The sequence below is a fragment of the Brevundimonas viscosa genome (assembly GCF_900116065.1).
In the GTDB taxonomy this organism is placed as follows: Bacteria; Pseudomonadota; Alphaproteobacteria; order Caulobacterales; family Caulobacteraceae; genus Brevundimonas; species Brevundimonas viscosa.
The window spans coordinates 133,832-157,040 of sequence record NZ_FOZV01000005.1 but is presented as its reverse complement, the minus strand read 5'-3'; the positions used below and the strand labels follow the sequence as shown (position 1 = coordinate 157,040).

General features: G+C 70.1%; 29 protein-coding genes. 21 read left to right on the top strand and 8 right to left on the bottom strand.

Annotated features, from left to right (window positions below):
• Position 1 precedes the first annotated feature (1 nt).
• The gene (gene carA, locus BM333_RS10970; protein WP_092311214.1) at positions 2-1,162 is read left to right on the top strand and encodes a glutamine-hydrolyzing carbamoyl-phosphate synthase small subunit; all 1,161 of its coding nucleotides are present in this window, start codon (positions 2-4) and stop codon (positions 1,160-1,162) included.
• Positions 1,163-1,168: 6 nt separating this feature from the next.
• Here the strand turns inward: carA and BM333_RS10965 are convergent, their stop codons facing one another.
• Positions 1,169-1,435, bottom strand: a complete 267-nt coding sequence (locus tag BM333_RS10965; RefSeq protein WP_092311211.1) for a hypothetical protein — start codon at positions 1,433-1,435, stop codon at positions 1,169-1,171.
• 213 nt (positions 1,436-1,648) lie between these two features.
• Between BM333_RS10965 and dnaG the strand changes: the two genes are divergently transcribed.
• The 3 genes from dnaG to BM333_RS10950 all read left to right on the top strand — a co-directional run bounded on the left by dnaG (position 1,649) and on the right by BM333_RS10950 (position 6,370).
• Positions 1,649-3,514 (top strand): DNA primase, encoded by a 1,866-nt coding sequence (gene dnaG, locus BM333_RS10960; protein WP_092311208.1) that lies wholly within the window; start codon positions 1,649-1,651, stop codon positions 3,512-3,514.
• Between the two features lie 69 nt (positions 3,515-3,583).
• Positions 3,584-5,524 carry an RNA polymerase sigma factor RpoD gene (gene rpoD, locus BM333_RS10955; protein ID WP_092311205.1) on the top strand — a complete coding sequence of 647 codons (1,941 nt, stop codon included), beginning with the start codon at positions 3,584-3,586 and terminating at the stop codon, positions 5,522-5,524.
• A gap of 99 nt (positions 5,525-5,623) precedes the next feature.
• Complete coding sequence (locus BM333_RS10950; protein WP_245777242.1) at positions 5,624-6,370, top strand: extensin-like domain-containing protein; 747 nt, start codon at positions 5,624-5,626, stop codon at positions 6,368-6,370.
• Between the two features lie 63 nt (positions 6,371-6,433).
• Here the strand turns inward: BM333_RS10950 and BM333_RS10945 are convergent, their stop codons facing one another.
• Positions 6,434-6,787, bottom strand: a complete 354-nt coding sequence (locus tag BM333_RS10945; RefSeq protein ID WP_092311202.1) for a DUF1428 domain-containing protein — start codon at positions 6,785-6,787, stop codon at positions 6,434-6,436.
• 84 nt (positions 6,788-6,871) lie between these two features.
• A complete protein-coding gene (locus tag BM333_RS10940; RefSeq protein WP_092311199.1) occupies positions 6,872-7,363 on the bottom strand; it encodes a VOC family protein in 492 nt (163 codons plus the stop codon).
• A gap of 63 nt (positions 7,364-7,426) precedes the next feature.
• On the opposite strand from BM333_RS10940, the gene BM333_RS10935 reads away from it, so the two are divergent.
• Positions 7,427-8,119, top strand: coding sequence for a winged helix-turn-helix transcriptional regulator (locus tag BM333_RS10935; protein ID WP_092311196.1), 693 nt, complete (start codon positions 7,427-7,429; stop codon positions 8,117-8,119).
• 8 nt (positions 8,120-8,127) lie between these two features.
• On the opposite strand, the gene BM333_RS10930 is transcribed toward BM333_RS10935, so the two are convergent.
• Entirely contained in the window at positions 8,128-8,337 is a 210-nt protein-coding gene (locus tag BM333_RS10930) for a hypothetical protein (protein ID WP_092311193.1), read from the bottom strand.
• A 157-nt stretch (positions 8,338-8,494) separates the two neighbouring features.
• Here BM333_RS10930 and BM333_RS10925 point away from each other — a divergent pair, with 157 nt between their 5' ends.
• The 3 genes from BM333_RS10925 to BM333_RS10915 all read left to right on the top strand — a co-directional run bounded on the left by BM333_RS10925 (position 8,495) and on the right by BM333_RS10915 (position 9,994).
• A complete protein-coding gene (locus BM333_RS10925) occupies positions 8,495-9,028 on the top strand; it encodes a hypothetical protein (RefSeq protein ID WP_092311190.1) in 534 nt (177 codons plus the stop codon).
• A gap of 62 nt (positions 9,029-9,090) precedes the next feature.
• The gene (locus BM333_RS10920; RefSeq protein ID WP_245777241.1) at positions 9,091-9,606 is read left to right on the top strand and encodes a 6-pyruvoyl trahydropterin synthase family protein; all 516 of its coding nucleotides are present in this window, start codon (positions 9,091-9,093) and stop codon (positions 9,604-9,606) included.
• Positions 9,607-9,670: 64 nt separating this feature from the next.
• Entirely contained in the window at positions 9,671-9,994 is a 324-nt protein-coding gene (locus tag BM333_RS10915) for an Mpo1-like protein (protein WP_092311184.1), read from the top strand.
• A gap of 25 nt (positions 9,995-10,019) precedes the next feature.
• On the opposite strand, the gene BM333_RS10910 is transcribed toward BM333_RS10915, so the two are convergent.
• Positions 10,020-10,634 carry a 3D domain-containing protein gene (locus BM333_RS10910; protein ID WP_092311181.1) on the bottom strand — a complete coding sequence of 205 codons (615 nt, stop codon included), beginning with the start codon at positions 10,632-10,634 and terminating at the stop codon, positions 10,020-10,022.
• Positions 10,635-10,806: 172 nt separating this feature from the next.
• Here BM333_RS10910 and BM333_RS10905 point away from each other — a divergent pair, with 172 nt between their 5' ends.
• From BM333_RS10905 to BM333_RS10890, 4 genes are read left to right on the top strand one after another with little or no spacing between them, the layout of a single operon-like run.
• Positions 10,807-11,439, top strand: a complete 633-nt coding sequence (locus tag BM333_RS10905) for a glutathione S-transferase family protein (protein ID WP_342741666.1) — start codon at positions 10,807-10,809, stop codon at positions 11,437-11,439.
• 29 nt (positions 11,440-11,468) lie between these two features.
• Positions 11,469-12,500 carry a phospholipase C/P1 nuclease family protein gene (locus tag BM333_RS10900; protein WP_092311175.1) on the top strand — a complete coding sequence of 344 codons (1,032 nt, stop codon included), beginning with the start codon at positions 11,469-11,471 and terminating at the stop codon, positions 12,498-12,500.
• 4 nt (positions 12,501-12,504) lie between these two features.
• Positions 12,505-13,968 (top strand): tetratricopeptide repeat-containing sulfotransferase family protein, encoded by a 1,464-nt coding sequence (locus tag BM333_RS10895; protein ID WP_143105812.1) that lies wholly within the window; start codon positions 12,505-12,507, stop codon positions 13,966-13,968.
• Between the two features lie 9 nt (positions 13,969-13,977).
• On the top strand, positions 13,978-14,793 hold the full coding sequence (locus BM333_RS10890) for an RNA methyltransferase (RefSeq protein ID WP_092311169.1): 816 nt from the start codon (positions 13,978-13,980) through the stop codon (positions 14,791-14,793).
• 51 nt (positions 14,794-14,844) lie between these two features.
• Here BM333_RS10890 and BM333_RS10885 read toward each other — a convergent pair whose 3' ends face one another.
• Both BM333_RS10885 and BM333_RS10880 read right to left on the bottom strand, forming a co-directional pair.
• The gene (locus BM333_RS10885) at positions 14,845-15,561 is read right to left on the bottom strand and encodes an NAD-dependent deacylase (protein ID WP_092311166.1); all 717 of its coding nucleotides are present in this window, start codon (positions 15,559-15,561) and stop codon (positions 14,845-14,847) included.
• The gene (locus tag BM333_RS10880; RefSeq protein ID WP_092311163.1) at positions 15,558-15,926 is read right to left on the bottom strand and encodes a hypothetical protein; all 369 of its coding nucleotides are present in this window, start codon (positions 15,924-15,926) and stop codon (positions 15,558-15,560) included. The genes BM333_RS10885 and BM333_RS10880 overlap by 4 nt, the downstream gene beginning before the upstream one ends.
• Positions 15,927-16,030: 104 nt before the next feature.
• Between BM333_RS10880 and BM333_RS10875 the strand changes: the two genes are divergently transcribed.
• From BM333_RS10875 to BM333_RS10855, 5 genes are read left to right on the top strand one after another with little or no spacing between them, the layout of a single operon-like run.
• The gene (locus tag BM333_RS10875; protein ID WP_092311160.1) at positions 16,031-17,137 is read left to right on the top strand and encodes an S-(hydroxymethyl)glutathione dehydrogenase/class III alcohol dehydrogenase; all 1,107 of its coding nucleotides are present in this window, start codon (positions 16,031-16,033) and stop codon (positions 17,135-17,137) included.
• A 60-nt stretch (positions 17,138-17,197) separates the two neighbouring features.
• On the top strand, positions 17,198-17,581 hold the full coding sequence (locus tag BM333_RS10870; protein WP_092311157.1) for a VOC family protein: 384 nt from the start codon (positions 17,198-17,200) through the stop codon (positions 17,579-17,581).
• Positions 17,582-17,629: 48 nt separating this feature from the next.
• Complete coding sequence (gene fghA, locus BM333_RS10865) at positions 17,630-18,463, top strand: S-formylglutathione hydrolase (protein WP_092311154.1); 834 nt, start codon at positions 17,630-17,632, stop codon at positions 18,461-18,463.
• A gap of 2 nt (positions 18,464-18,465) precedes the next feature.
• Complete coding sequence (locus BM333_RS10860) at positions 18,466-18,690, top strand: hypothetical protein (RefSeq protein WP_092311151.1); 225 nt, start codon at positions 18,466-18,468, stop codon at positions 18,688-18,690.
• A gap of 41 nt (positions 18,691-18,731) precedes the next feature.
• Positions 18,732-19,682 (top strand): DUF4350 domain-containing protein, encoded by a 951-nt coding sequence (locus BM333_RS10855; RefSeq protein ID WP_092311148.1) that lies wholly within the window; start codon positions 18,732-18,734, stop codon positions 19,680-19,682.
• Here the strand turns inward: BM333_RS10855 and BM333_RS15975 are convergent.
• Positions 19,679-20,053 carry a hypothetical protein gene (locus BM333_RS15975; protein WP_177221869.1) on the bottom strand — a complete coding sequence of 125 codons (375 nt, stop codon included), beginning with the start codon at positions 20,051-20,053 and terminating at the stop codon, positions 19,679-19,681. The two genes, BM333_RS10855 and BM333_RS15975, sit on opposite strands and share 4 nt — an antisense overlap.
• 158 nt (positions 20,054-20,211) lie before the next feature.
• On the opposite strand from BM333_RS15975, the gene BM333_RS10845 reads away from it, so the two are divergent.
• The 4 genes from BM333_RS10845 (at position 20,212) to BM333_RS10830 (ending at position 23,199) form a co-directional block, all read left to right on the top strand.
• Positions 20,212-20,826: a superoxide dismutase gene (locus tag BM333_RS10845; protein ID WP_092311142.1), complete on the top strand. Its 615-nt coding sequence runs from the start codon at positions 20,212-20,214 to the stop codon at positions 20,824-20,826.
• Between the two features lie 94 nt (positions 20,827-20,920).
• A complete protein-coding gene (locus BM333_RS10840) occupies positions 20,921-21,889 on the top strand; it encodes an MBL fold metallo-hydrolase (protein ID WP_092311139.1) in 969 nt (322 codons plus the stop codon).
• A 160-nt stretch (positions 21,890-22,049) separates the two neighbouring features.
• The gene (rpsD, locus tag BM333_RS10835) at positions 22,050-22,667 is read left to right on the top strand and encodes a 30S ribosomal protein S4 (protein WP_092311136.1); all 618 of its coding nucleotides are present in this window, start codon (positions 22,050-22,052) and stop codon (positions 22,665-22,667) included.
• A 145-nt stretch (positions 22,668-22,812) separates the two neighbouring features.
• Complete coding sequence (locus BM333_RS10830; RefSeq protein WP_092311133.1) at positions 22,813-23,199, top strand: hypothetical protein; 387 nt, start codon at positions 22,813-22,815, stop codon at positions 23,197-23,199.
• Positions 23,200-23,209 lie beyond the last annotated feature (10 nt).

The window sequence follows — 23,209 nt, the reverse complement described above, 5'->3', positions numbered from 1 at the left end:
CATGACCGAGAAGCTGCTTCCAGGGGTTACGGGCGTTCTGGCGCTCGCGGATGGGACCGTCCTGCAGGGCCTGGGCTGCGGGGCCGTCGGTTCGGCGCTGGGCGAGGTGGTCTTCAACACCGCCATGACGGGCTATCAGGAGATCCTGACCGACCCGTCCTACATGAGCCAGATCCTGGCCTTCACCTTCCCCCACGTCGGCAACACCGGGGTGAACGTCGAGGATGTCGAGCAGATCGGCGGCGGCGCGGAGACCGCGGCGCGGGGCGCGATCTTCCGCGACCTGCCGACCGACCCGGCCAACTGGCGCAGCGACAGCGACTTCGACGGCTGGATGAAGCGGCGCGGCGTCGTCGGTCTCGCCGGCGTCGACACTCGCGCCCTGACCGCACGCATCCGCGACTCCGGCGCGCCGCATGCGGTGATCGCCCATGACCCGGAAGGTCGCTTCGATCTCGACGCGCTGACGGCGCGGGCGAAGGCGTGGAGCGGACTGGTCGGGCTGGACCTCGCAAAGGACGCCACCACCCTGCAGTCGTTCGACTGGGATGAGGGCCTGTGGGACTGGCCCGAGGGATATCCCCGCGTCGACGCCAGCGACCGCTCGGTGGTCGTGGTCGATTACGGGGTGAAGCGGAACATCCTGCGGGCGCTGGCCTCGACAGGGGCGAAGATCACCGTGGTTCCCGCCACCACGACGGCCGAAGAGATCCTCGCCCGCAATCCCGACGGCGTGGTGCTGTCGAACGGCCCCGGCGACCCGGCGGCGACCGGCGAGTACGCTGTGCCCGAGATCCGCAAGCTGGTGGACAGCGGCAAGCCGATGTTCGGAATCTGCCTTGGGCACCAGATGCTGGCGCTGGCGCTGGGCGCCCGCACGGTGAAGATGGACCAGGGCCACCACGGGGCCAACCATCCGGTGAAGGACCTGACCACCGGCAAGGTCGAGATCGTCTCCATGAACCACGGCTTTACGGTGGATCGGGACAGCCTGCCGGAGGCGGTGGTCGAGACCCATGTCAGCCTGTTCGACGGGACCAACTGCGGCATCGCGCTGAAGGACCGGCCGGTGTTCAGCGTGCAACACCACCCGGAAGCCTCGCCGGGGCCGACGGACAGCCTGTACCTGTTCCAGCGCTTCGCCGACTCGATGAAGCGCTGATTGCGGTCAGGGCAGGGGGGCGAAGCTCTTCTGTTCGCGCAGGGCCGAGGCCTTGCGGACCGCCACAGGGGCGGCGTGAAGCCAGTAGGCCGCATCCTCGAGGCGGTTGCTGCGCCGACGCTCGACGCCACGGAGGCGTCGGAGAGCCGCATTCTCGAGCAGGCGCGCGTGCAGTGCGCGCGGCGACAGATCTGCGATGGGCGGGGAACCGGGGACGGCGACGGCGTCGGGACCTTCAGGCTCCACCGCTGGACGGGCGATGGCGACGAACATGGAACTCTCACTCCCGGGCGGAGCCGCGTTCTTCGCCGCGTCGCCGCCGGAACCCGCCCTCTTCCGGAGCGGACGTATGGTTAATCCACAGCCCTTGTGGATAGTTCCATGAAAAAATGTCCTGAATCAGATGGTTATCAAGCGAGTTTCGCCTTTTTGGTTAATGAAAGGTAAATCGCCGCCTTTCGGCGAGTCGCGCGCTATAAGGCGGTCGTGCGCTTCGACGAACGCTTCCTGGAAGAACTGAAGGCCCGCCTTCGACCGTCCGACGTGATCGGACGGACGGTGAAGCTCAAGCGTCAGGGACGCGAGTACGTCGGACTGTCGCCCTTCACCAAGGAGAAGTCGCCGAGCTTCTTCGTCAACGACGACAAGGGTTTCTTCCACGATTTCAGCTCCGGGAAGCACGGGGACGTCATCAGCTTTCTGCAGGAGACGGAGCGACTGAGCTTCGTCGAGGCGGTGCAGCGTCTGGCGGGCGAGGCGGGGATGGCCCTGCCGGCCGAGGACCCGCAGGCCGCGGAGCGTGAGCAGAAGCGGCAGGGGCTGTCCGACTGGATGGACCTCGCCCAGAAGTGGTTCGCCGCCAACCTGCGGCGCTCTCCGGGCAAGGCGGCGCGGGAATACCTGGAGCGGCGCGGCCTGCCCGAGGACCAGTGGGAACGGTTCGGGCTCGGCTATGCGCCGAACGATCGCGAAGGCCTGAAGACGGCGCTGGTGCAGCGCGGCGCACACCCGGGCCAGCTGGTCGAGGCGGGCCTGCTGATCGCTCCCGAGGGAGGCGGCAGCCCGTACGACCGGTTCCGCGACCGGCTGATGTTCCCGATCCTCGACGCCCGCGGTCGCATCGTCAGCTTCGGCGGGCGGGCCATGAACCCGGACGATCGGGCCAAATATCTGAACGGTCCCGAGAGCCCGCTCTTCCACAAGGGGGCCACCCTGTACGGCCTGCCGGAGGCGCGACGCATCCTCGGGGCCGAGAGCAAGTCCGACCAGGCGATCGTGGTGGTCGAGGGATATATGGACGTGATCGCCTGCCAGCGAGCCGGCCTCCCGGCCGTGGCTCCGATGGGCACGGCGCTGACCGAGGAACAGATGGAGCGGCTGTGGCGCGTGTCGCACGAGCCGGTGCTGTGCTTCGACGGCGACGCCGCGGGGCGGCGGGCGGCCTACCGGGCGATCGATCGGGCGCTGCCGCAGCTGAAGCCGGGCCGGTCATTCCGCTTCGCCCTGCTGGACGGCGGCAAGGACCCGGACGACATCTTGCGCGACCAGGGGGCGCCGGCGCTGCGGCAGGCGCTGGCGGCCACGCGGCCGTTCGCGGAGGTGCTGTTCCAGAAGGAGGCCGAGGCCGAGCCGCTGGACACGCCCGAGCGCCGGGCGGGCTTCAAGGGTCGCCTGCGGCAGGCGGCCTCGGCGATCCAGGACCGCGATCTGGCGGAGCAGTACCGACGCGAGCTGTTCGACCGTTTCGACGCCCTGTTCCCCGCTCGCAGGCCGCCCCAAGGTGCGGGAACGGCGACGGCCCGGAGCGGCCGGCGCTTCGGGCCGCCGCCCGTGCTGGGTCAGACGGCCGAGGGCGCGCAGGCGATGCAGTCGCTGAGCCGCGCCATCGAACCGGTCGCCGCCGCGCTGGCGCATGGCGCCGTCGACGATCCCGCGAGGATGGACGACCATCTTGAGGCGATCGCCGCCCATGGCTTCGGCGACAGGGCGCTGGACGGCCTTGCCCAGGAACTCGTCCGTCTGCGCTTCTCGGGTCAGGACCTTGACTCTGCTGCGCTCCGTCGCCATCTGGCGCAATCGGGTCATGACGTCTTGATGCGCGAGGTCGAGAAGGCGGCGGCGAAGTCCGGCGCGCCTTTCCTGGCTGCAGACAAGCCCCTCGCCGAGGCGCGGATCCGTTGGTCGCAGGCGTTCGACGCGCTCACGCGTGTCGCCGCCCTGGAAGACGCCCTGTCGTCGGCGCGCAGCGTGCCCGGGCAGGACGAGGCGTTCCGCAGGCTGAAGGCCGAGCGGGACGCGCTTCGCCGTGCGATCAAAACCGGAGAGATTTGGGAAGACAGCGCGAGTTCGTAACCAACGACCTCGCCACGTGTTGTATTTGGCGGCGGGCCGGACCAGCCCTCCACCCGGAGAAGAGACTGAATGAGCGCCCAGACCGAGACGCAGGAAGCCGAAGTCCAGACCGACGGCCCGCTGCTCGACCTCACCGACGCCGCGGTGAAGAAATTCATCAAGCAGGCCAAGGCGCGCGGCTACGTCACCATGGACGAGCTGAACAAGGTGATGCCCTCGGAGGAGGTGTCGGGCGACGCCATCGAGGACACCCTGGCCATGCTGTCCGAGATGGGCGTCAATGTCGTCCAGGACGAGGAAGAGGCGGCCGAGAAGGAAGGCGAGAGCACCGAAGTCGCCGCGGCGGCCGAGACCGCCGTGGCGGAGACCCCGGCGAAGTCGGCCTACGACCGGACCGACGACCCTGTCCGCATGTATCTGCGCGAGATGGGCTCGGTGGAGCTGCTCAGCCGCGAGGGCGAGATCGCCATCGCCAAGCGCATCGAGGCCGGTCGCGACGCGATGATCTCGGGTCTGTGCGAGAGCGCCCTGACCTTCGAGGCGATCATGGTCTGGCGCGACGAGCTGGCCAACAACCGCATCCTGCTGCGCGAGGTCATCGACCTCGACGCCACCTACGGCGTGCTCAATCCGTCGTCCCTGCCGCACAACCAGCCGCCCGCGGGCGAGGCGCCGGCCAAGGAGGAGGGGGGCGAGGAGAAGCCTGAGGGGGACGAGGACGACGACGACTTCGACGACGGCGGCGGGATGTCGATCTCGGCGCTCGAGGCGGAGCTGCGCGACGGCGTCATGGAAGTACTGGACGCCATCGCGGCGGACTTCGGCGCCTTCCGCAAGCTGCAGGACAAGCTGGTCGAGGCGCGCCTGAAGGGCGAGACCCTCAGCGCCAAGGACCAGAAGGCGTACGACCAGCTGACGGCGGACATTTCGGACCGTCTGAAGACCATGAAGCTGAACAACAACCGGATCGAGGCGCTGGTCGAGCAGCTCTATGCGATCAACAAGCGGCTGATGGGCCTGGAAGGCCGGCTGCTGCGTCTGGCCGACAGCTACGGCATTTCGCGCCCCGAGTTCCTCAAGGCCTACTTCGGCCGCGAGCTGGACCCGAACTGGGCTGATAACGTCAAGGAAATGGGCGTCCGCTGGACCAAGTTCAGCGAGAACGAGTCCGCGCAGATCGCCCAGATCCGCGGCGACATCGCCGCCGTGGCCACCGAGGCCGGCCTGCCCATCGACGACTATCGCCGCATCGTCCAGACGGTTCAGAAGGGCGAGCGCGAGGCCCGTCAGGCCAAAAAGGAGATGGTCGAGGCCAACCTGCGCCTCGTGATCTCCATCGCCAAGAAATACACCAACCGCGGCCTGCAGTTCCTGGACCTCATCCAGGAGGGCAACATCGGCCTGATGAAGGCGGTCGACAAGTTCGAGTACCGCCGCGGTTACAAGTTCTCGACCTACGCCACCTGGTGGATCCGTCAGGCGATCACCCGGTCGATCGCCGACCAGGCCCGCACCATCCGCATCCCGGTGCACATGATCGAGACGATCAACAAGATCGTCCGCACCAGCCGCCAGATGCTGCACGAGATCGGCCGCGAGCCGACCCCGGAAGAGCTGGCCGAAAAGCTGGCCATGCCGCTGGAGAAGGTGCGCAAGGTGCTCAAGATCGCCAAGGAGCCGATCTCGCTCGAGACCCCGATCGGCGACGAGGAGGATTCGCACCTGGGCGACTTCATCGAGGACAAGAACGCCGTCCTGCCGATCGAGGCGGCCATCCAGTCGAACCTGCGCGAGACCACGACCCGCGTGCTGGCGTCGCTGACCCCGCGGGAAGAACGCGTTCTGCGCATGCGCTTCGGCATCGGCATGAACACGGACCACACCCTCGAGGAGGTCGGTCAGCAGTTTTCGGTCACCCGCGAACGCATCCGTCAGATCGAGGCCAAGGCGCTGAGGAAACTCAAGCACCCGAGCCGCAGCCGCAAGCTGCGCAGCTTCCTCGACAGCTGAGGCGAGATCCAGGGGCGGTCCCGAACGGGCCGCCCCTTCTCACGTCGGCTCGCGGTCGCGTGAAGTGGCCGGGGCCGGGAATCAGCTAGCGTCCCGCGGATGCGGCCGTCCCCCAACTCCCTGCGATCGATCCTGACCGCCGGCTTCGTCGCCCTGCTGGCGGGCTGCGGCCCGATGCTGCCGGGGACCCCGCGCCCGGGCCCGACGTCCGCGCCGGGGCGACCCGAGGCGCCGCTGGTCGGCGGGCTGATCGACCGCCCGATCGACGGCGGGACGCGGGCCGCCGTGCTGAGGGAGAGCGCCGAACTCACCCGTTGCGTCGCCGAACTGACCGCGGCGCGCGTCAACTTCAGCCCGAAGCCGGACCGGATGGACAGCGACGCCTGCCGGCAGATCCAGGCCGGCCTGCTGGGCGCCGACATGGGCACGGTGGCGCGGATGAGCCCGGGCCAGCCGGAGATGACCTGCCGGCTCGCCCTGGCGGTGAGCATCTGGCGGCGGCAGTCGCTGGAGCCGGCGGCGCGGGAGCTGCTGGGTTCGGACGTGGTCCAGATCGATCACTTCGGGGCCTACGCCTGTCGCAATGTGAACAACGGCGTCGGCAGCACCCGGGTCAGTGCGCATGCGCAGGCGGCGGCGCTGGATGTGGCGGGGGTGCGGTTGCGCGACGGGCGCAGGATCAGCCTGACCGGCGACTGGCATGGCGACGGGCCCGAGGCGCGCTTCCTGCGCCGGATCCGCGACGACGCCTGCCGCATCTTCGGCACGGTGCTGAGCCCGGACTACAACGCCGTCCACCAGGATCACCTGCACCTCGAGGCCACGGACACCCGTTTCTGCCGCTGAGGCAGGGACGGCGTGGCCGACAAGGGGCGGCCCGGGGGAGCCGCCCCTCACATCGGTAGGCCGTCAGGCCTTGCCTTCGAAGATCGGGGCGAAGCCGCCCCACATCATACGCTTGCCGTCGAAGGGCATGTCCATGCCGTCGAAGTCGGGGTCGTTCATCATCTCGGCGAAGCACTTGTCGGCCGTGGCCCGGTCAGGCCAGCGCAGCCAGGAGAAGACCACCTCTTCGTCGGCCTCTTTTTTCACCGCCAGGTCGAAGCCGGTGACCTTGCCGGCGGGAACGTCCTCCCCCCAGGCCTCGACGTGCTCGATGGCGCCGTACTTCTGGAACAGCGGCCACGATTTGCGGGCGGACTCGATATAGGCCGCCTTCTTGGCTGCAGGGACGGGGAGCAGGAAGCCGGTGATGTAGGACATGGTCAGTCTCCTTCTTGAGCGGGGGCCCGGTCGCTCACCTGGCTGGGCGTGCGGGGGAGGGCCGTGAGGGAAAGGCGGGCAGGTTCATCCGGCGGAGTCGGCGGCGGCCTCGAGGGCGGATATGTCGATCTTCCGCATCTGCATCATGGCCTCGAAGGCGGCGCGGGTGCGGGCGGGATTCGGATCGTCGTAGAAGGCCATCAGACGACGCGGGGTGATCTGCCAGCTGACGCCCCACCGGTCCTTGCACCAGCCGCACATGCTCTCCTGCCCGCCGGCGCCGACGATGGCGTCCCACAGACGGTCGGTCTCGACCTGGTCGTCGGTCAGGATGATGAAGGAGACCGCCTCGGTCTGCGGGAACTGCGGGCCGCCGTTGAGGCCGAGGTAGGGCCGGCCGGCGAGGGTGAATTCCACCACCAGGTCCTCGCCGGCCCGACCTGAGGGATTGTCGGCCGGGCCAGGCACGATCCGGTCGATGCGGCTGTCAGGGAGGCCGAGCGAGACGTAGAACTCGGCGGCGGCGCGGGCCTGTCCCTGGTCGTACCAGATGCAGGGGACGATCTTGTCGGTCATCGGCGGCTCTCCCTTCCTGTCCGATGTTGGACCGTGTGAGCCATTGTGTTATCTAAGTCAACCATGAAGTTAGAAAAACTAACCAGTATTCACGGCCGGCGCTACGACGATGCGTGCGGCACAGCCCTCGGGCTGGAACTCGTCGGCGAACGCTGGGCCCTGCTGGTGGTGCGCGAGCTGATGCTGGGGCCGAGGCGGTTCGGTGACCTGCGAGCCAGCCTGCCGGGGCTGAGCGCCAATGTGCTGACCCAGCGGCTGGAAGGTCTGGAGGCCGCCGGGGTGCTGGTGCGCCGGCGGCTGCCCCCGCCCGCCTCGGTGCAGGTCTACGAACTGACTCCTTGGGGGCGCGAGGCGGAGGCGGTGATCCAGGCGCTCGGGCGCTGGGCCGCCCGCTCGCCGGATCACGACCCGACCCTGCCGCTGAGCCCGGTGTCGATGATGCTGTCGCTGCGGACCATGTTCGACCCGGACAAGGCTGGCGCGGCGCGACTGGACATCGGCTTTCGCTTCGGCGAGACGGCCTTCCTGGTGCGGGTGGGCGACGGCGCGCTGACGGTGGAGCGGACGGATCCCGCAGGCGCCGCCGCGACCGTTGCGGGATCGCCGGAGGCGGTGGCAGGCGTGATCTACGGCGACGCCGCGGACGCCCCGACCCGGGCTCGTGAGCTGCTGCAGATCGAAGGCGACGCGGACGCCTTCCTGCGCTTCGCCAGCTGGTTCGAACTGCCGCCCAAGGCGGAGAGGCCGACGGGCTGAGGGCTTCGTCAGGCCAGGATGTCGAGCAGGGTCCCGGCCATTTTGTCGGCGGTGCGAAGCACGGCGGCGTTGGCCTCGAAGGCCACCTCCGCGCCGAGGCGCTCGACGGTCTCACCGGCCAGATCGCCCAGTGGATCGGCGGCGGTGCGGCGGGCGCTGGCGTCGAAGCGGGCGGCCGCGGCGGTCAGTCCGGCGGCGGCGATGGCGTGGGCCTGCATGGCGGCTCTCCCGTAGCGTCTTCGGACCTTCCGGCGGCGAGGCTAAGGCGGCACCAACAAAACTGGTGAACGTCGCCGCAGAGCGCCGTTCGACGAATGGACAGCCGGCGCCGGACGTGATTGGGTGCGCGTGCGTGCTGTTGACCGGACGGGGGCCATGATCCGTCTCGCCCATCTGAAGCGTCGCCTTGGCCAGTACGCCGCCCTGTGGGTCGCCGCCTTCCTGCTTTCGGGCGCGGCGATCCTCGTCGGCCTGACGCTCGCCGATCTGATGGACGCTATCGACGCGGTGTTGCCGCCCCTGCTCGCCCTCACCGCCCTCGCGCTCGGCGGAGCGGTGGTGGCCAGCCTCGTGGCGCGCGAGACCCTCGGCACGAAGCTCGCCGTCCTGCTGCTCGGGCTGCTGCTGGTCCTGCCGTCGCTGTGGGCTCGGGTGTCCGCGGCGGTGGCCATCGCCTTCTTCGCCGATCGCTCGATCGAGTATTCCGCGGCCTACGCGGGGTTCCAGATCGGAGTGGCGCGCATCCTGTTTCCGATCAGTCAGGCCCTCGGCGACGGAGACCTGTTCGGCCGGGTGTGGCGCGCCTTCCAGTGGGTCTCGACGGTGGTCGGGTTCCTGTCTGCGGCGGCGCGGGTCTGGCCGATGCTGCGGCGGCTGCTGGGGCCCGAACCGGCCGACGAGGGCGCCTGACGAAGATTGCGCGCGGACAAGGCGCGGCCGCGCCCGCCGGGCTAGCGGCGATCATGGCGTGGATGTCGACCAAGACCTACGGAGCCGACCGCGGCCTGAGCTGCGCCTGGCGGCAGTGGCCGGCGCGGTCGCACTGCGCCCTGCTGCACGGTTATTCGCTGGGCTTCCGGTTCACCTTCGCGGCCGAACAGCTCGACGCACGCGGCTGGGTCATCGACTTCGGCAAGGGCGGGTTCGGCCCGATCCGCGACTGGCTGCACGAGACCTTCGACCACACCCTGCTGGTGGCCGCGGACGACCCCGAGATGCCCGAGTTCCTGCGCCTGCGCGATCGGGGTCTGGCCGAGGTGCGGATCCTGCCGGGCGTCAGCTGCGAACGGATCGCCGCCTGGGTGGGAGAGCAGATGGAACCCGGGGTGCGCGAGCGCACCGGCGGGCGCTGCTGGATCGACTCGGTCGAGTGCTTCGAGCACGGGGCCAACAGCGCCATCTGGCGCAATCCGGAGGCGGTGTTGCGGCAGGTCTCGGCCGAAATCCTGAACCGCGCCTTGACCGGCGAGGCCGGTATCCAGGCCTGAGCGGATCCGCTGTTGGTTCGGCCGGCCGCTTGCCCCGCGCCGGCGGCGGAGTCATCGTTCCGGCATGACCACCCAAGAGCCGGCGGGCGGACGCTTCCAGAGCTTCGAGGCCTTCTACCCCTACTATATCCACGAGCACTCCAACCGGACGTGCCGGCGAATTCACGTGGTCGGATCGGGATTGGTGCTGGTCGCGCTGGTCGTGGCCATCGCGACGCTGAATCCGTGGTGGCTGCTGGCGATGCCGGTGATCGGCTACGGCTTCGCCTGGGTGGGCCACTTCTTCTTCGAGAAGAACCGGCCGGCCACCTTCCGCTATCCGCTGTGGAGCCTGATGGGCGACTGGCGGATGTTCTTCGAGACCCTCAGCGGCCGGCGCCGGTTCTGAAACCGGCCTCCCGGCCGCCCGCGCCCTAGTTGGCGCCGGCGGAAGTGGTGTCGGCCGAAGCCATCAGCGTGGCCTGGCTGGGCACCCGGTCCCACGACGGCGGGCAGCCGTCGAAGCGGCCGGCGTCGACGATCGAGACCCGATCCTGGTTGAAGCGCATGGCCGGCTGCATCGAGCCGCGGCCGTGGCCGGTGTAGAGATCGATCTTCTGGCCCTTGATGGCGCCGCCGGTGTCCGAGGCGTACCAGTAGCCGTCGTGGATCGTGCCGTCGGGCATCCGCATGCCGACCGTTTCCGGGATGAACAGGCGGGTGCGGCGCGGGATATAGCGCGGGTCGACCGCCACGGTGCGCATCGGGATCGGCCGACAGCCGAGGCTGTCGTTGCCCGTCGCTCCGCCGCCGCCCGCATGGTAGAGGTTGACCCGGGCGCTCCAGCGCGGATCGGCGTCGAGCAGGGCGCGGGCGTCGGCCGGCAGTTCGGCGTCGCTGGCGGAACCATCGTCGGACGGGGTCGTTGGTTCAGCGCCCAGGCCGCTGGCGACAGCGGCTTCGTAGGACACCGGTTCTCCGGTAACCGCCGCTTGGGCGGGGAAGGCCAACGCCCAGACGAGGGCGAGCGCAGCGGCAGTGCCGAACATGCGACGACTCACGGAATCACCGGCCCCTGACGCGTCCGGCGGGCCGGGTTGTGCCGCCGGAATGTGTCGAAATCCAGCCGCCGGAGACCAGCTGCGACCACCTGTCCGGTCCAGCGGTGGATAAGCCGGGCTTGGCCATGGATGAGCGGAATCGCCATCGGCAACAGCGGTGATGTCTGATAGCTGTATTCGCAGATCAGAAACTCTATGCTGGCCCGCGATGCTTACTGTGTATGGCGATATTCGTTCCGGGAACTGTTTGAAGGTCCGCTGGCTGCTGGATCGTCTCGGGCTGGATTATCAGTGGATCGAGACGGACGTCATGTCGGGCGCGACGCGGACTCCAGAATTCCTCAAGATGAATCCGGCCGGACAGCTGCCGACAGCGGTGCTGAGCGACGGCCGGGCGCTGGCGCAGTCGAACGCCATACTTGTCCACATGGCCGAGGGGTCGGAGTGGATCCCGGCCGATCCGTTCGCACGGGCGAAGATGTTCGAGTGGCTGTTCTGGGAGCAGTACAGCCATGAACCGTACATCGCCGTAGCCCGCTTCCAGCGGACGCTGGGCGGCAAGGCGGCGCACGACATCGAGCCGCGGCTGATCGAGCGCGGCCATGCGGCGCTGGCGCGGATGGAGGCGGCGCTGGCGGAGGCGGAGTGGCTGGCGGGAGACCGGCCGTCGATCGCCGACCTGTCCGTGGTCGCCTACACGCGGGTCGCGCCGGAAGGCGGCTTCGGCCTGGCGCCTTATCCGGCGGTGCGGGCGTGGATCGGACGGGTGGAGGACGCCTTCGGGATCGTCTAAGGCGGAGCGTCTTCCGTCGGAGTCCCTCCATGAAACGCCTCGCCCTCGCCGCCGCCGCCGCCGTCTGCGCCGTGGCGGTCGCCGCCGTCCCCGCCGCCGTTTCGGCCTGGGGCAATACGGGGCACCGGCTGATCGGGGTGGCGGCGGTGCGGGCGCTGCCGGACGAACTGCCGGCCTTCCTGCGCACGCCCGGCGCGGCGGCCGAGATCGGCGAACTGTCGCGCGAACCGGACCGCACCAAGGGCGGGGGGCAGCCGCACGACCGCGAGCGCGACACCGCCCACTTCATCGACATGGACGACCAGGGCCGGGTGATGGACGCGCGCGGCATGTCGATCGACGCCCTGCCGCGGCTGAAGTCGGAGTACGACGCTGCGTTGACGACGGCGGGGCTGGACGTCGACGACGCCGGCTACCTGCCCTACGCCATCATGGACGGCTACCAGCAGCTGGTGCGCGACTTCGCCACCTGGCGGGTGCTGCACGCCGCCGAGGCCCGCGAGACCGATCCGGGCAAGCGGGCCTGGTACCGCGAGGACCGGCTGCGGCGCGAGGCCCTGATCCTGCGCGACGCGGGCTATCTGGGGCACTACGTCGGCGACGGGGCCCAACCGCACCACACCACCATCCACTACAACGGCTGGAACCGCGACACGCCGAACCCCGAGGGCTTCACCACCTCGCGGCAGACGCACGGCGCCTTCGAGGGCGCGTTCACCGCCCGGGTCGCGCGGCTGGACGCCGTGGAGGCGGCCATGCGCGCGCCGCAGCTGGAAGGCTTCGACCTGCGCGCCCGCGTGCCCGCCTATCTGAAGACGACCCTGGCCGAGGTGCTGCCCTTCTACCGGCTGGAGAAGGCCGGCGGCTTCGCCGAGGGCGACCCGCGCGGGCGCGACTTCGCCCTTACCCGGCTGGCCGCGGGCGCCTCGGAGCTGCGCGACCTGATCGTGCTGGCGTGGAGGGACTCGGCCGACGACGAGATCGGCTGGCCGAAGGTGAAGGTGGCCGAGGTAGAGGCCGGGACCGCCGACCCGTGGCTGGCCATGTACGGCGAGGACTGACGGGTTGAACCCGTCTCCGGAGCAGCTGATGGCGCTGGCCTCGCAGCTGCGCGCCGAGGGGCGGGCGGCCGAGGCGGCGGCGGCTTACCGGCGACTGCTGGGGCTCCTGCCGGGCCTGCCGGACAGCTGGTACAACCTGGCCCTGATGGAAAGGGCCTGCGGGCGGTTCGAGGCGGCGCTGGACGCTTACGACGAGGCGCTGCGGCGCGGCGTGAGCGGACCCGAAGAGGTGCGGCTGAACCGGGCCGTGATCCTGACCGACGACCTGGGGCGACACGAGCTGGCCGAGGCGGAGCTGGCCGCGGCGCTGGCGCTGAGACCCGACTACCTGCCGGCGCTGCTGAATCTCGGCAACCTGCATGAGGATCTCGGGCGGCGCGAGGCGGCGAGGGCGGCGTACGAGCGGGCGCTCGAGGTGGAGCCGGGCGACGCCGTGGCGCTGGCCCGGCTGGCGGGGCTGCACCGGCCGGAGGGCGCGGACGATCCGGTGATCGGGCGGCTTCGGGCGGCGCTGGACGCACCGGGGCGGAGCGTCGGGGCGCAGGCCGAGCTGGGCTTCGCCCTCGGGCGGGCGCTGGACGCGGCGGGCGACTACGACGCGGCGTTCGCGGCGTATGGCGCGGCCAACGCGGCGAGCCGGGCGGCCGAACCCGCGGTGCGCTACGACCGGTCGGCGCAGGAGGCCTTCGTCGACCGGCTGATCGCCGCCTTTCCGCAGCCGGCGCGAGCGGATTCGGGCGGGGAGGCGGGCCCAGTGTTCGTGTGCGGCCTGTTTCGGTCCGGCTCGACGCTGGTCGAGCAGATGCTGGCGCGGCACAGCCGGGTCACGCCGGGCGGCGAACTGGGCCTCGTCCCGGCGCTGGCGGGGCGCATCCGGTCCTATCCGGAGGCGCTGGCGGGGCCCGAGGCGGCGGAGATCGCCCGGCAGGCGCGGGGGCTCTATCTCGACGGTCTGCGCGCGGCGCGGCCCGGTGCGGACGTGGTCACCGACAAGCGGCCGGACAACTTCCTGCACATCGGCCTGATCAAGGCGATGTTCCCGGACGCCCGCATCGTGCACACGGTGCGTGCGCCGCTGGACGTGATCCTGTCCAACTGGTTCCTGCACCTGGACCGGTCCATGCCGCAGGCGCTGGACCTCGAGGACATGGCCCACTGGCTGCTCCAGCACGACCGGCTGATGGCGCACTGGAAGGCGCTCTATCCGGACATCGTGGAGGTCGACTACGACCGGCTGGTGGTCGAGCCGCGGCCGGTGCTGGAAGATCTCCTCCGGCGCCTCGGGCTGGGCTGGGAGGCGGCGGTGCTGGACTTCCGGGCGGCCGGGACGGGGGTGCGGACGGCCAGCGTCTGGCAGGTGCGCGAGCCGTTGTATCGGCGGTCGTCGGGACGCTGGCGGAACTACGCGCGGCATCTCGGTCCGGTGCGGGCGATGCTCGGGCTTCCGCCGGGGGAGGCGGAGGGCTAGTCAGGCCCGATGTCCGAACCTCTTTCCCCCGTCGTCATCCTCGACAAGCCCCAGCTGGCCGACAACATCGGCGCGGTGGCGCGGGTGATGGCCAATTTCGGCCTGTCGGAGCTGCGACTGGTCAGCCCGCGCGACGGCTGGCCCCAGGACCGCGCCTGGGCCGCGGCGTCGGGCGCCGACTGGGTGCTGGAGGGGATTCGGGTCTTCGACAGCGTCGCCGAGGCCATCGCCGACCTGACCACCGTCTTCGCCACCACCGCCCGGCCGCGCGAGACGCGGATGCCGGTGCGCACCCCGCGGGAGAGCGCGCGGCTGCTGTACGACGACGCGGCCTCGGGCCTGAAGGTCGGCCTGCTGTTCGGCGGCGAGCGGGCCGGGCTGGAGACCACCGACATCGCCCTGACCGCCGGCATCGTCACCATCCCGATCGATCCGCGGCACCATTCCCTGAACCTGGCGCAGGCCGTGGCGATCAACGCCTATGAGTGGCGCACCCTGATCCTCGACGCCCCGCCGCCGAAGTTCCGCGAGGGCGCGCCGCCGGCTTCCAACGCCCTGCTGCTGGGCATGTACGAGCATCTGGAGGCGGAACTCGACGCGGGCGGCTTCTTCCATCCGCCGGAGAAGAAGCCGTCGATGAGCCAGAACCTGCGGGTGATGCTGGGGCGCGCCGCCTTCTCGGAGCAGGAGGTGGCCACCTTCCGGGGCGTGATCCACGCGCTGGCGAAGGGGCGCGGCCGGGTGCTGGAGAAGCTGGCGGCGATGAAATCCTCCCCCGCAGGGGGAGGGGGACCGCGAAGCGGTGGAGGGGGCGCGGAGGGCTGAACCCCCCTCCACCACGCTTCGCGTGGTCCCCCTCCCCCGGCGGGGGAGGAACTACCCGGGCAGCTCGCCGACGAAAACCGGCACGACCTCCGTCGCCGGACCGTGGCGCGTCTCGTCGAACAGGCGACTACCCAGCGACGGCTCCAGATTGAGCTCCACCGTCCGGGCGCCGGCCCAGCGCGCCTGCTGAACGAAGCCCGCGGCGGGGTAGACGGCGCCGGAGGTGCCGATGGAGACGAACAGGTCGCAGGCGGCGAGCGCCCGCTCGATGCGGTCCATGCCGAGCGGCATCTCGCCGAACCAGACGATGTGCGGGCGGAGGCGGCCGGCCGGGTGGAAGGGCGAGGGCTCGTCGGCGGCGAGGTCGCCGGGCCAGTCGCAGACGCGGCCGCTGGCGGTGCACTGCGCCTTGAGGAGTTCGCCGTGCATGTGGATCAGCTCGAAGCCCCGGCCCGGCGGCGTCTCCGCGTGGGCGCGGTCGTGCAGGTCGTCGACGTTCTGGGTGACCAGCAAGAAGTCGCCCTCCCACCGGGCGGCGAGGTCGGCGAGGGCGTGGTGCGCGGCGTTCGGCTGCACCCCCACCAGGTGGCGGCGGCGCTGGTTGTAGAAGTCCTGCACCAGCGCCGGGTCGCGGGCGAAGGCCTGCGGGGTCGCGACGTCCTCGACGCGGTGGCCTTCCCACAGGCCGTCGGCGGCGCGGAAGGTGGGGACGCCGGACTCGGCCGAAATGCCCGAGCCGGTGAGGATGACGAGGTTGCGGCGGGTCATCGGCGGGTCAGCCGCCGAAGCCGATGGCGACGTCGCTGGTGCGCCAGATAGCTCTCCGAAGCCGCGTACTCGGAGGGGAGGAGGTACTTGCCGTATCGGTCAAACTCGCGATCTCCCTTGATGCTAACCGCCCTGATGATTCGGGCGACCCGCCAGAGCACGAACGCGTTCCAGGCGCAGAACAGGGTCAGGACGGTGCCCAGAACAGGGAAGAAGGCGTCCGTTCCGAAACGGAGTGGCATCATGGCCAAGGCTGCGAGGACGAGGGGGCCGAAGAGCGAGATCGGACGCCAGTGGTGCGCCAAGTCGTGATCGACCCAGCGCCGCACCCTCCGATAGACTCCGGTCCGCGCGGTCGTCGCCATCGCCGGAGCTTGGGCGATCCGAATTTCGCAGGCAATGGGGTCAGACGGTTTCGACCCCGTCGCCGGCCCGCTAGAACCCTCTGGACGCCTCAAGGAGCTCACCCATGAAAACCCGCGCCGCCGTCGCCTTCGAGGCCAAACGTCCGCTGGAGATCGTCGAGGTCGATCTGGAGGGGCCGCGGGCCGGGGAGGTGCTGGTCGAGATCAAGGCGACGGGCGTCTGCCACACCGACGCCTATACGCTGGACGGGCTGGACTCGGAGGGCATCTTCCCGTCGATCCTCGGCCACGAGGGCGCGGGCGTGGTGGTCGAGGTGGGGCCGGGCGTGACCTCGGTCGCGGTCGGGGACCACGTGATCCCGCTGTACACTCCGGAATGCCGCCAGTGTAAGTCGTGCCTGAGCCGCAAGACCAACCTGTGCACGGCGATCCGGGGCACGCAGGGCAAGGGGCTGATGCCGGACGGCACGTCGCGGTTCAGCTACAAGGGCCAGCCGATCGCCCACTACATGGGCTGCTCGACCTTCTCGAACTACACGGTGCTGCCCGAGATCGCGGTGGCGAAGATCCGCAGGGACGCGCCGTTCGACAAGGCCTGCTACGTCGGCTGCGGCGTGACCACGGGCGTGGGCGCGGTGGTCAATACGGCCAAGGTCGAGCCGGGAGCCAACTGCGTGGTGTTCGGCCTGGGCGGCATCGGGCTGAACGTCATCCAGGGCCTGAAGATGGTCGGGGCCGACATGATCGTCGGCGTCGACATCAATCCGTCGAAGGAAGAGTGGGGCCGGCGCTTCGGCATGACGCATTTTGTCGATCCGCGCGGCGTGGACGACGTGGTGGCGCATCTGGTCGAGCTGACCGGGGGCGGGGCCGACTACACCTTCGACTGCACCGGCAACACGGCGGTCATGCGCCAGGCGCTGGAGGCCTGCCATCGCGGCTGGGGCGAGAGCGTCATCATCGGCGTGGCCGAGGCGGGCCGGGAAATCAGCACGCGGCCGTTCCAGCTGGTCACCGGCCGCGTCTGGCGCGGCTCGGCCTTCGGCGGGGCGCGGGGACGGACCGACACGCCGAAGATCGTTGACTGGTACATGGACGGGAAGATCGAGATCGACCCGATGATCACCCACACCCTGCCGCTGGAGCGGATCAACGAGGCCTTCGACCTGATGCATGCCGGGGAGAGCATTCGATCGGTGATCGTCTACTAGATAGTTGCGTTTGGAAACGGACTGCGGCTAAGCTGGACAGACCACAGGCGGGAGGCCCTCATGTTCACCCACATCACCGTCGGCGCGAACGATGTCGAGGCGTCGCGGCGATTCTACGACGCCGTGCTGACGGCGCTGGGCCACGAGCCGGCGCAGGGGCCGGATCCGAAGGGCCGCTACTGGTGGCGGACGGCGCGCGGCGCCTTCGCGATCGGCAAGCCCATCGACGGCGAGCCGGCCTGCCACGCCAACGGTGGCACCATCGGCTTCGCGGCCAAGACGCCGGAGATGGTCCATGCCTTCCACGACGCCGGCGTCGCCGCCGGCGGCCGTTCGATCGAGGATCCGCCGGGGCTGCGCGAACATGCCTACGGCAAGCTGTACCTGGCCTATCTGCGCGACCCCGACGGCAACAAGGTCTGCGCCCTGCACCGTGTCGGCTAGCCGCGGCGCACCTTCCGGGATGACCCGGAGGGGGGTAGAGGTCGCGGCATGGAAACGACCAAGACCCACATCGTCCACGGCGGAACCCTTCGCTACCTGAAGCACGACAGCGCCGTGACCGGCACGCCGATGACGCTGTCGGTGTTCACGCCGCCGGGAGACGGGCCGTTTCCAGTGTTGATCTGGCTGAGCGGCCTGACCTGCACCGAGGACAACTTCACCACCAAGGCCGGGGCCTACCGGGCGGCGGCAGCGCACAGGGTAATCGTGGTCGCGCCGGACACCTCGCCGCGCGGCGAGGGTGTCGGCGACGACCCGGCCTACGACCTCGGGCAGGGGGCGGGATTCTATGTGGACGCGACGCAGGCTCCCTGGGCGCCGCACTTCCGCATGGAGAGCTATGTCGTCGATGAACTGGTCGGGCTGATCGACCGCGCGTTCCCGACCAGCGGCGCCCGCTCGATCTCCGGCCATTCCATGGGCGGGCACGGCGCGCTGACGTTGGCCCTGAAGCATCCTGCGCTGTTCCGCAGCGTCTCGGCCTTCGCGCCGATCGCCTCGCCGACGCGCTGTCCGTGGGGGGAGAAGGCGTTCACGGCCTATCTTGGCGGCGACCGGAGGGAATGGGACAAGCACGACGCGGCGCGGCTGATCGAGGCGGGCGCCGCGGCCGGGCGCTATGACGACATCCTGGTGGACCAGGGCGACGCGGATGCGTTCCTGTCCGAGCAGCTGAAGCCGGAGCTGCTGACGGCCGCGGCGGAGACGGCGGGACAGAAGCTGACCTTGCGGATGCAGCCGGGCTACGATCACTCGTACTTCTTCATGGCCAGCTTCATCGGCGATCATGTGGCGTTTCACGCCGAGCGGCTTAAGGGCTGACCATGAGCGAGACGAACTACGAGGCGATGTTCGCCGACCTGTGCCGCCAGGTGGGTTTCTGTCTGCATCCCAAGGGGGAGGCGCGGGTGATCGCGGCCCTGCCGAAGGGGCTGGATGCAGGGGTGCGGGCGGTGCTGGAAGCCGAGGGCGTCGACGAACCGTCGGCCTCTGGCGACCTGAAACGGGCGATCCGGGATTGCCTGAAGGCGCACGTGGGCAAGGGCTGAAGGCGCTTCGTGGTATGGGGAAGGGTCGCAGGAGGCTTCCGATGAGACCGTCCGCCCTGATCCTTGCGCTCGCCGCCGTCCTGACGGCCGGGTCGGCCGCAGCGCAACAGCAGGTGGTCGACCCCGACTTCAGGCCCGCCGTCGCGCGCCCCGCCTATGCGTCCGACGGGCCGACCGTGGTGATCGACGGGGCGCACCACAACTTCCACACGGTCGCGGGGCAGTACGCCCCGTTCGCGGCGCTGCTCCGGGCCGACGGCTACGAGGTGCGGGCCGGGACGGCGGCGTTCGACGCCGGCGGGCTGGACGAGGTCGATGTGCTGGTGATCGCCAACGCCGGCGCCGTGCAGGAGCCGGCGGGGCCGATCTTCACCGGGGCGGAGATCGCGGCGGTGGAGGCCTGGGTGCGGGATGGCGGGCGGCTGCTGCTGATCGCCGACCATGCCCCGTTCGGGGCGGCGGCCGAGCCGCTGGCGGCGGCCTTCGGCGTGCGGATGGGCAAAGGCTACGCCTTTGCCATCGCCACCGGCAGGAGTGTGACGACCAACCTGGTCTATCCGCCCGAGGCCTTCGGGGCGCACCCGATCATGACCGGGAGCGGGGCGGACGAGCGGGTGGAGAGCGTGACCGCCTTCACCGGGCAGTCGCTGGCCGGGCCGCCGGGAGCGACCGTTCTGTTGCCGCTGACCGTCGGCGCGCGGGAGGCGGCCAACCTGCCGACGCTGCAGCGCCTCGTCGCGCGCATCGAGGCCGGCGAGGCCGCAGAGACGGTGACGGCGGAGCTGTCGGCGCCCGCCCTGCCGGCGCAGGCGCTGGCCTTCGAGCACGGCGAAGGCCGGGTGGTGGTGCTGGGCGAGGCCGGCATGCTGTCGGCCCAGCTGGTGCGTTTCCCGGACGGCCGGCCGGATCTCAGGTTCGGGATGAACGTCGCGCCGGGCAACGCCCGCTTCGGGCTGAACGTGATGCACTGGCTGAGCGGGTCGGGCGGCTAGCCCTTGCGGCCCCGGCGACCTCCGCGGTCGCCATCCCGGTCATGCCCCCGGTCGTCACGTCGGCCACGGTGGTCGCGGCGGTCGCGACGATCATGCCTGTCGCGGTGTGCTCGCGGCGGCGGCGTATAGACGGGCGGCACGTAGACAGGGGCGACGTAGACTGGCTGGTTCGCCATCCACGCCGGCTCGCAGTACTGGCGCGCCATGCCGTAGGCGTCGGTGTACCAGCTGCAGACCGGCTGGTTCTCCAGTTCGTAGGCGAGCGTGTCGAGGCCGTAGGCGAGGTTGTCCCAGAACTCCGGGTCGCTGGCGCAGCCGGAGAGACCAAGGCCCAGTCCCGCGACCGCGGCGATCTTCTTCCATCCGGCCATGCCCATCCTCCGATCCTGTCCCTCGAGGACCGTCGGGCAACCGGCGCCGTGCGGCAACCGTTCGAAACCTGACGGAATCGTCGCCCCGCGCCTTGGGCGCGGCCGTCCGGCCGCCTACATCCGGCGCCGTACCTTTTGTCGAAAACAGGAGCCTCCCCATGGCCTTCACCCTTCCGCCCCTGCCGTACGCCTACGACGCCCTGGAGCCGGCGATCGACAAGGAGACGATGACCTTCCACCACGACAAGCACCACCAGACCTATGTCGACAACCTGAACAAGGCGGTGGATGCCGACAGCAGCCTGCAGGGCCAGTCGCTGGAGGAGATGTTCGCCAACATGTCGAAACTGCCCAAGGCGGTGCGCAACAACGGCGGCGGGCACTGGAACCACAGCCTGTTCTGGGAGCTGCTGGCCCCCGCGGACAAGGCCGGGCAGCCGTCGGCGGAGCTGGCCGCGGCCATCGACCGCGACCTCGGCGGCATGGACAAGTTCAAGGAGGCGTTCAACGCCGCCGGCGCCGGCCAGTTCGGCTCGGGCTGGGCCTGGCTGATCGTCCAAGACGGCAAGCTCAAGGTCACCTCGACGCCGAACCAGGACAATCCGCTGATGGACGTGGCCGACGAGAAGGGCGCGGTGGTGCTGGGCGCCGACGTGTGGGAGCACGCCTATTACCTGAAGTACCAGAACCGCCGGGCCGACTATCTGAAGGCCTTCTGGACGGTGGTGAACTGGAACAAGGCCAACGAGCTGTACGCGGCCGCGACGGCCTGAGCCTCCGTCAGGCCGCCGGGTTTCGCGCCCGGCGGTCTGGCGCCGCGCGGCCGGGCTCCCAAGTAAGCGGGGCCATTCAATCCCGGAGCCCGCCATGACCTTTCACGCCCGCCTCGCCGCCGCCGGCCTGATGCTCGCCGCCCTCGGCGCGGGAGCCTGTTCGCCGGAGGGCGGTCGGACCGCCGAGGGGGAGGCGGCCGGCGCGGAGCCCATCGCCGCATCCGCCGATGTTCACGCCTTCCGCATCGGCGCGTTGCAGGCCGCGGCGCTGCGTGACGGGGCCCTCGCCCTGCCGGCGAACGACCCGGAAATGAGCCCGTGGCCGCCGGCTCAGACCGCCGTCCTGCTGACCACGGCCGGCGTGCAGGACGGGACCATCCATCTGTCGATCCAGCCGCTGCTGGTTCGCGACGGCGAGCGGACGGTGCTGATCGACGCCGGCGCGGGCGGTCAGATGGGCACGGAGAACCGGCTGCCGGCGTCGCTGCGCGCGGCGGGGGTGGAGCCCGGACAGGTCACCGACGTGCTGATCTCCCACGCCCACGGCGACCACATCGGCGGCCTGACGGCCGGCGGGGCCCTGGCATTCCCCAACGCCACGATCCGGATGGACGCGGCGACCTGGGAAGAGATCCGGGTAGAGCCGCGCCTGGCCGAGCTGACGCGCCTGATCACGCCGAAGGTGCAGACATTCGCGGCCGGCGCCGCGATCACCCCGGCGATCACGGTCGTGGCCCTGCCGGGACACACGGCGGGTCACAGCGGCTTCGAGATCGCCTCCGGCGAGGAGCGGCTGCTGTACATCGGCGACGCCCTTCACAGCTCGATCGTCTCGGTCCGCGCGCCGGAGCTGCGCAACGCCTGGGACGCCGACAGCGCCATGGCGATCCGTACGCGGGCCGGTCTGCTGGACCGCGGCGTGCGCGATGGCCTACGCATCTATGGCGTCCACTTCCCGTTCCCGGGCGTCGGGCGGTTCAAGCGGGGGCCTGACGGCTTCAGCTGGGTTCCGGAGGGCGGCGAAGTCGCGCCGGCCGGTCCTGTCGCCGCCGCCGCGGAATGAGCGCGCCTTGACTCCGAACGGGGCGGCGGCGATAAGCCCCGCCTTCACGCCCCGGGCTTCGGTCCGGGGCGCGTTGCATGACGGACGATGCGTGGACCGCCGTTGAGATCGTCCCTCCAGTCGGGGAGGGACCGGGCCGCATCAACATAGAGAGTGACTTATGTCCAAGCGCCACAGCGCCAAGTACAAGCTCGACCGGGCCATGGGTGAAAACCTGTGGGGCCGCTCGAAGTCCCCGGTCAACAAGCGCAGCTACGGCCCCGGCCAGCATGGCCAGCGCCGCAAGTCGAAGGTCTCTGACTTCGGCCTGCAGCTGAAGGCCAAGCAGAAGCTGAAGGGCTACTACGGCAACATCACCGAGAAGCAGTTCTCGGCGATCTACGCCGAAGCGACCCGCCGCAAGGGCAACAGCTCGGAGAACCTGATCGGCCTGCTGGAATCGCGCCTGGACGCCATCGTCTACCGCGCCAAGTTCGTGCCGACCGTGTGGGCCGCCCGCCAGTTCGTCAGCCACGGCCACGTGACCGTCGACGGCAAGAAGGTCGACATCGGCTCCTACCGGGTGAAGCCGGGCCAGGTGATCGAGGTCAAGGAGAAGTCCCGCTCGATGGCGCTGGTGCTGGAAGCCCAGCAATCGTCGGAGCGCGACATCCCCGACTACCTCGAGATCGGCGACCGCGGTTTCTCGGTCCGTTACGTCCGCGTGCCGGAACTGGCCGACGTGCCGTTCCCGGTGAAGATGGAGCCGAACCTGGTCGTGGAATACTACTCGTCGTAAGCCGAGCCGCACGATACGGAATGTGAAGAGGCCCCGGAGGAATCCGGGGCCTTTTTGCGTGGGGACAAGGACAACGACGGTTTCCTTCCGCGGCGAAGCGGGGCAAAATCAGGGCGTTCAGGAAATCCGGGCGCAGGAGGCCGGGATGAGATCGTCCATCGCCCTCGCCGCCGCCCTCGCGTCGGCGCAGCTGCTGACCGGCTGCGCCGTGTTCGACCGCCTGCAACCCGCCGGACCGGCGGAGGTCGCGGCGATGCCGGGACAGGTGGAGGCGATCCACGCCGCCGCGATCGCGGACGACCAGGCGGTGTTCTGGGTCAGCTCCAACGGATGCACCCAGAAGGCCGATCTGACCGCGGTGGTCCGGCCGGCGCGCGACGGAGCGGTGATCACCCTGCGACGCCTCAAGGAGGACTCGTGCGGCCAACCGCTTCCGGAGGGCGTGGAGATCAGCTGGACTTTCCAGGAACTCGGCCTCGAAGCCGGGGCGCGCGTGACGGTCGAGAACCCCTACCAGATGCCGCGGACCTGACCCTCTCCGG

Excerpts from the sequence above, each read along its gene's own strand:
- carA (WP_092311214.1), top strand. The coding sequence starts at position 2 with ATGACCGAGAAGCTGCTTCCAGGGGTTACGGGCGTTCTGGCGCTCGCG.
- BM333_RS10965 (WP_092311211.1), bottom strand. The coding sequence starts at position 1,435 with ATGTTCGTCGCCATCGCCCGTCCAGCGGTGGAGCCTGAAGGTCCCGAC.
- rpoD (WP_092311205.1), top strand. The coding sequence starts at position 3,584 with ATGAGCGCCCAGACCGAGACGCAGGAAGCCGAAGTCCAGACCGACGGC.
- BM333_RS10950 (WP_245777242.1), top strand. The coding sequence starts at position 5,624 with ATGCGGCCGTCCCCCAACTCCCTGCGATCGATCCTGACCGCCGGCTTC.
- BM333_RS10945 (WP_092311202.1), bottom strand. The coding sequence starts at position 6,787 with ATGTCCTACATCACCGGCTTCCTGCTCCCCGTCCCTGCAGCCAAGAAG.
- BM333_RS10940 (WP_092311199.1), bottom strand. The coding sequence starts at position 7,363 with ATGACCGACAAGATCGTCCCCTGCATCTGGTACGACCAGGGACAGGCC.
- BM333_RS10935 (WP_092311196.1), top strand. The coding sequence starts at position 7,427 with ATGAAGTTAGAAAAACTAACCAGTATTCACGGCCGGCGCTACGACGAT.
- BM333_RS10930 (WP_092311193.1), bottom strand. The coding sequence starts at position 8,337 with ATGCAGGCCCACGCCATCGCCGCCGCCGGACTGACCGCCGCGGCCGCC.
- BM333_RS10925 (WP_092311190.1), top strand. The coding sequence starts at position 8,495 with ATGATCCGTCTCGCCCATCTGAAGCGTCGCCTTGGCCAGTACGCCGCC.
- BM333_RS10920 (WP_245777241.1), top strand. The coding sequence starts at position 9,091 with ATGTCGACCAAGACCTACGGAGCCGACCGCGGCCTGAGCTGCGCCTGG.
- BM333_RS10915 (WP_092311184.1), top strand. The coding sequence starts at position 9,671 with ATGACCACCCAAGAGCCGGCGGGCGGACGCTTCCAGAGCTTCGAGGCC.
- BM333_RS10910 (WP_092311181.1), bottom strand. The coding sequence starts at position 10,634 with ATGTTCGGCACTGCCGCTGCGCTCGCCCTCGTCTGGGCGTTGGCCTTC.
- BM333_RS10905 (WP_342741666.1), top strand. The coding sequence starts at position 10,807 with ATGTCTGATAGCTGTATTCGCAGATCAGAAACTCTATGCTGGCCCGCG.
- BM333_RS10900 (WP_092311175.1), top strand. The coding sequence starts at position 11,469 with ATGAAACGCCTCGCCCTCGCCGCCGCCGCCGCCGTCTGCGCCGTGGCG.
- BM333_RS10890 (WP_092311169.1), top strand. The coding sequence starts at position 13,978 with ATGTCCGAACCTCTTTCCCCCGTCGTCATCCTCGACAAGCCCCAGCTG.
- BM333_RS10885 (WP_092311166.1), bottom strand. The coding sequence starts at position 15,561 with ATGACCCGCCGCAACCTCGTCATCCTCACCGGCTCGGGCATTTCGGCC.
- BM333_RS10880 (WP_092311163.1), bottom strand. The coding sequence starts at position 15,926 with ATGGCGACGACCGCGCGGACCGGAGTCTATCGGAGGGTGCGGCGCTGG.
- BM333_RS10875 (WP_092311160.1), top strand. The coding sequence starts at position 16,031 with ATGAAAACCCGCGCCGCCGTCGCCTTCGAGGCCAAACGTCCGCTGGAG.
- BM333_RS10870 (WP_092311157.1), top strand. The coding sequence starts at position 17,198 with ATGTTCACCCACATCACCGTCGGCGCGAACGATGTCGAGGCGTCGCGG.
- fghA (WP_092311154.1), top strand. The coding sequence starts at position 17,630 with ATGGAAACGACCAAGACCCACATCGTCCACGGCGGAACCCTTCGCTAC.
- BM333_RS10860 (WP_092311151.1), top strand. The coding sequence starts at position 18,466 with ATGAGCGAGACGAACTACGAGGCGATGTTCGCCGACCTGTGCCGCCAG.
- BM333_RS10855 (WP_092311148.1), top strand. The coding sequence starts at position 18,732 with ATGAGACCGTCCGCCCTGATCCTTGCGCTCGCCGCCGTCCTGACGGCC.
- BM333_RS15975 (WP_177221869.1), bottom strand. The coding sequence starts at position 20,053 with ATGGCCGGATGGAAGAAGATCGCCGCGGTCGCGGGACTGGGCCTTGGT.
- BM333_RS10845 (WP_092311142.1), top strand. The coding sequence starts at position 20,212 with ATGGCCTTCACCCTTCCGCCCCTGCCGTACGCCTACGACGCCCTGGAG.
- BM333_RS10840 (WP_092311139.1), top strand. The coding sequence starts at position 20,921 with ATGACCTTTCACGCCCGCCTCGCCGCCGCCGGCCTGATGCTCGCCGCC.
- rpsD (WP_092311136.1), top strand. The coding sequence starts at position 22,050 with ATGTCCAAGCGCCACAGCGCCAAGTACAAGCTCGACCGGGCCATGGGT.
- BM333_RS10830 (WP_092311133.1), top strand. The coding sequence starts at position 22,813 with ATGAGATCGTCCATCGCCCTCGCCGCCGCCCTCGCGTCGGCGCAGCTG.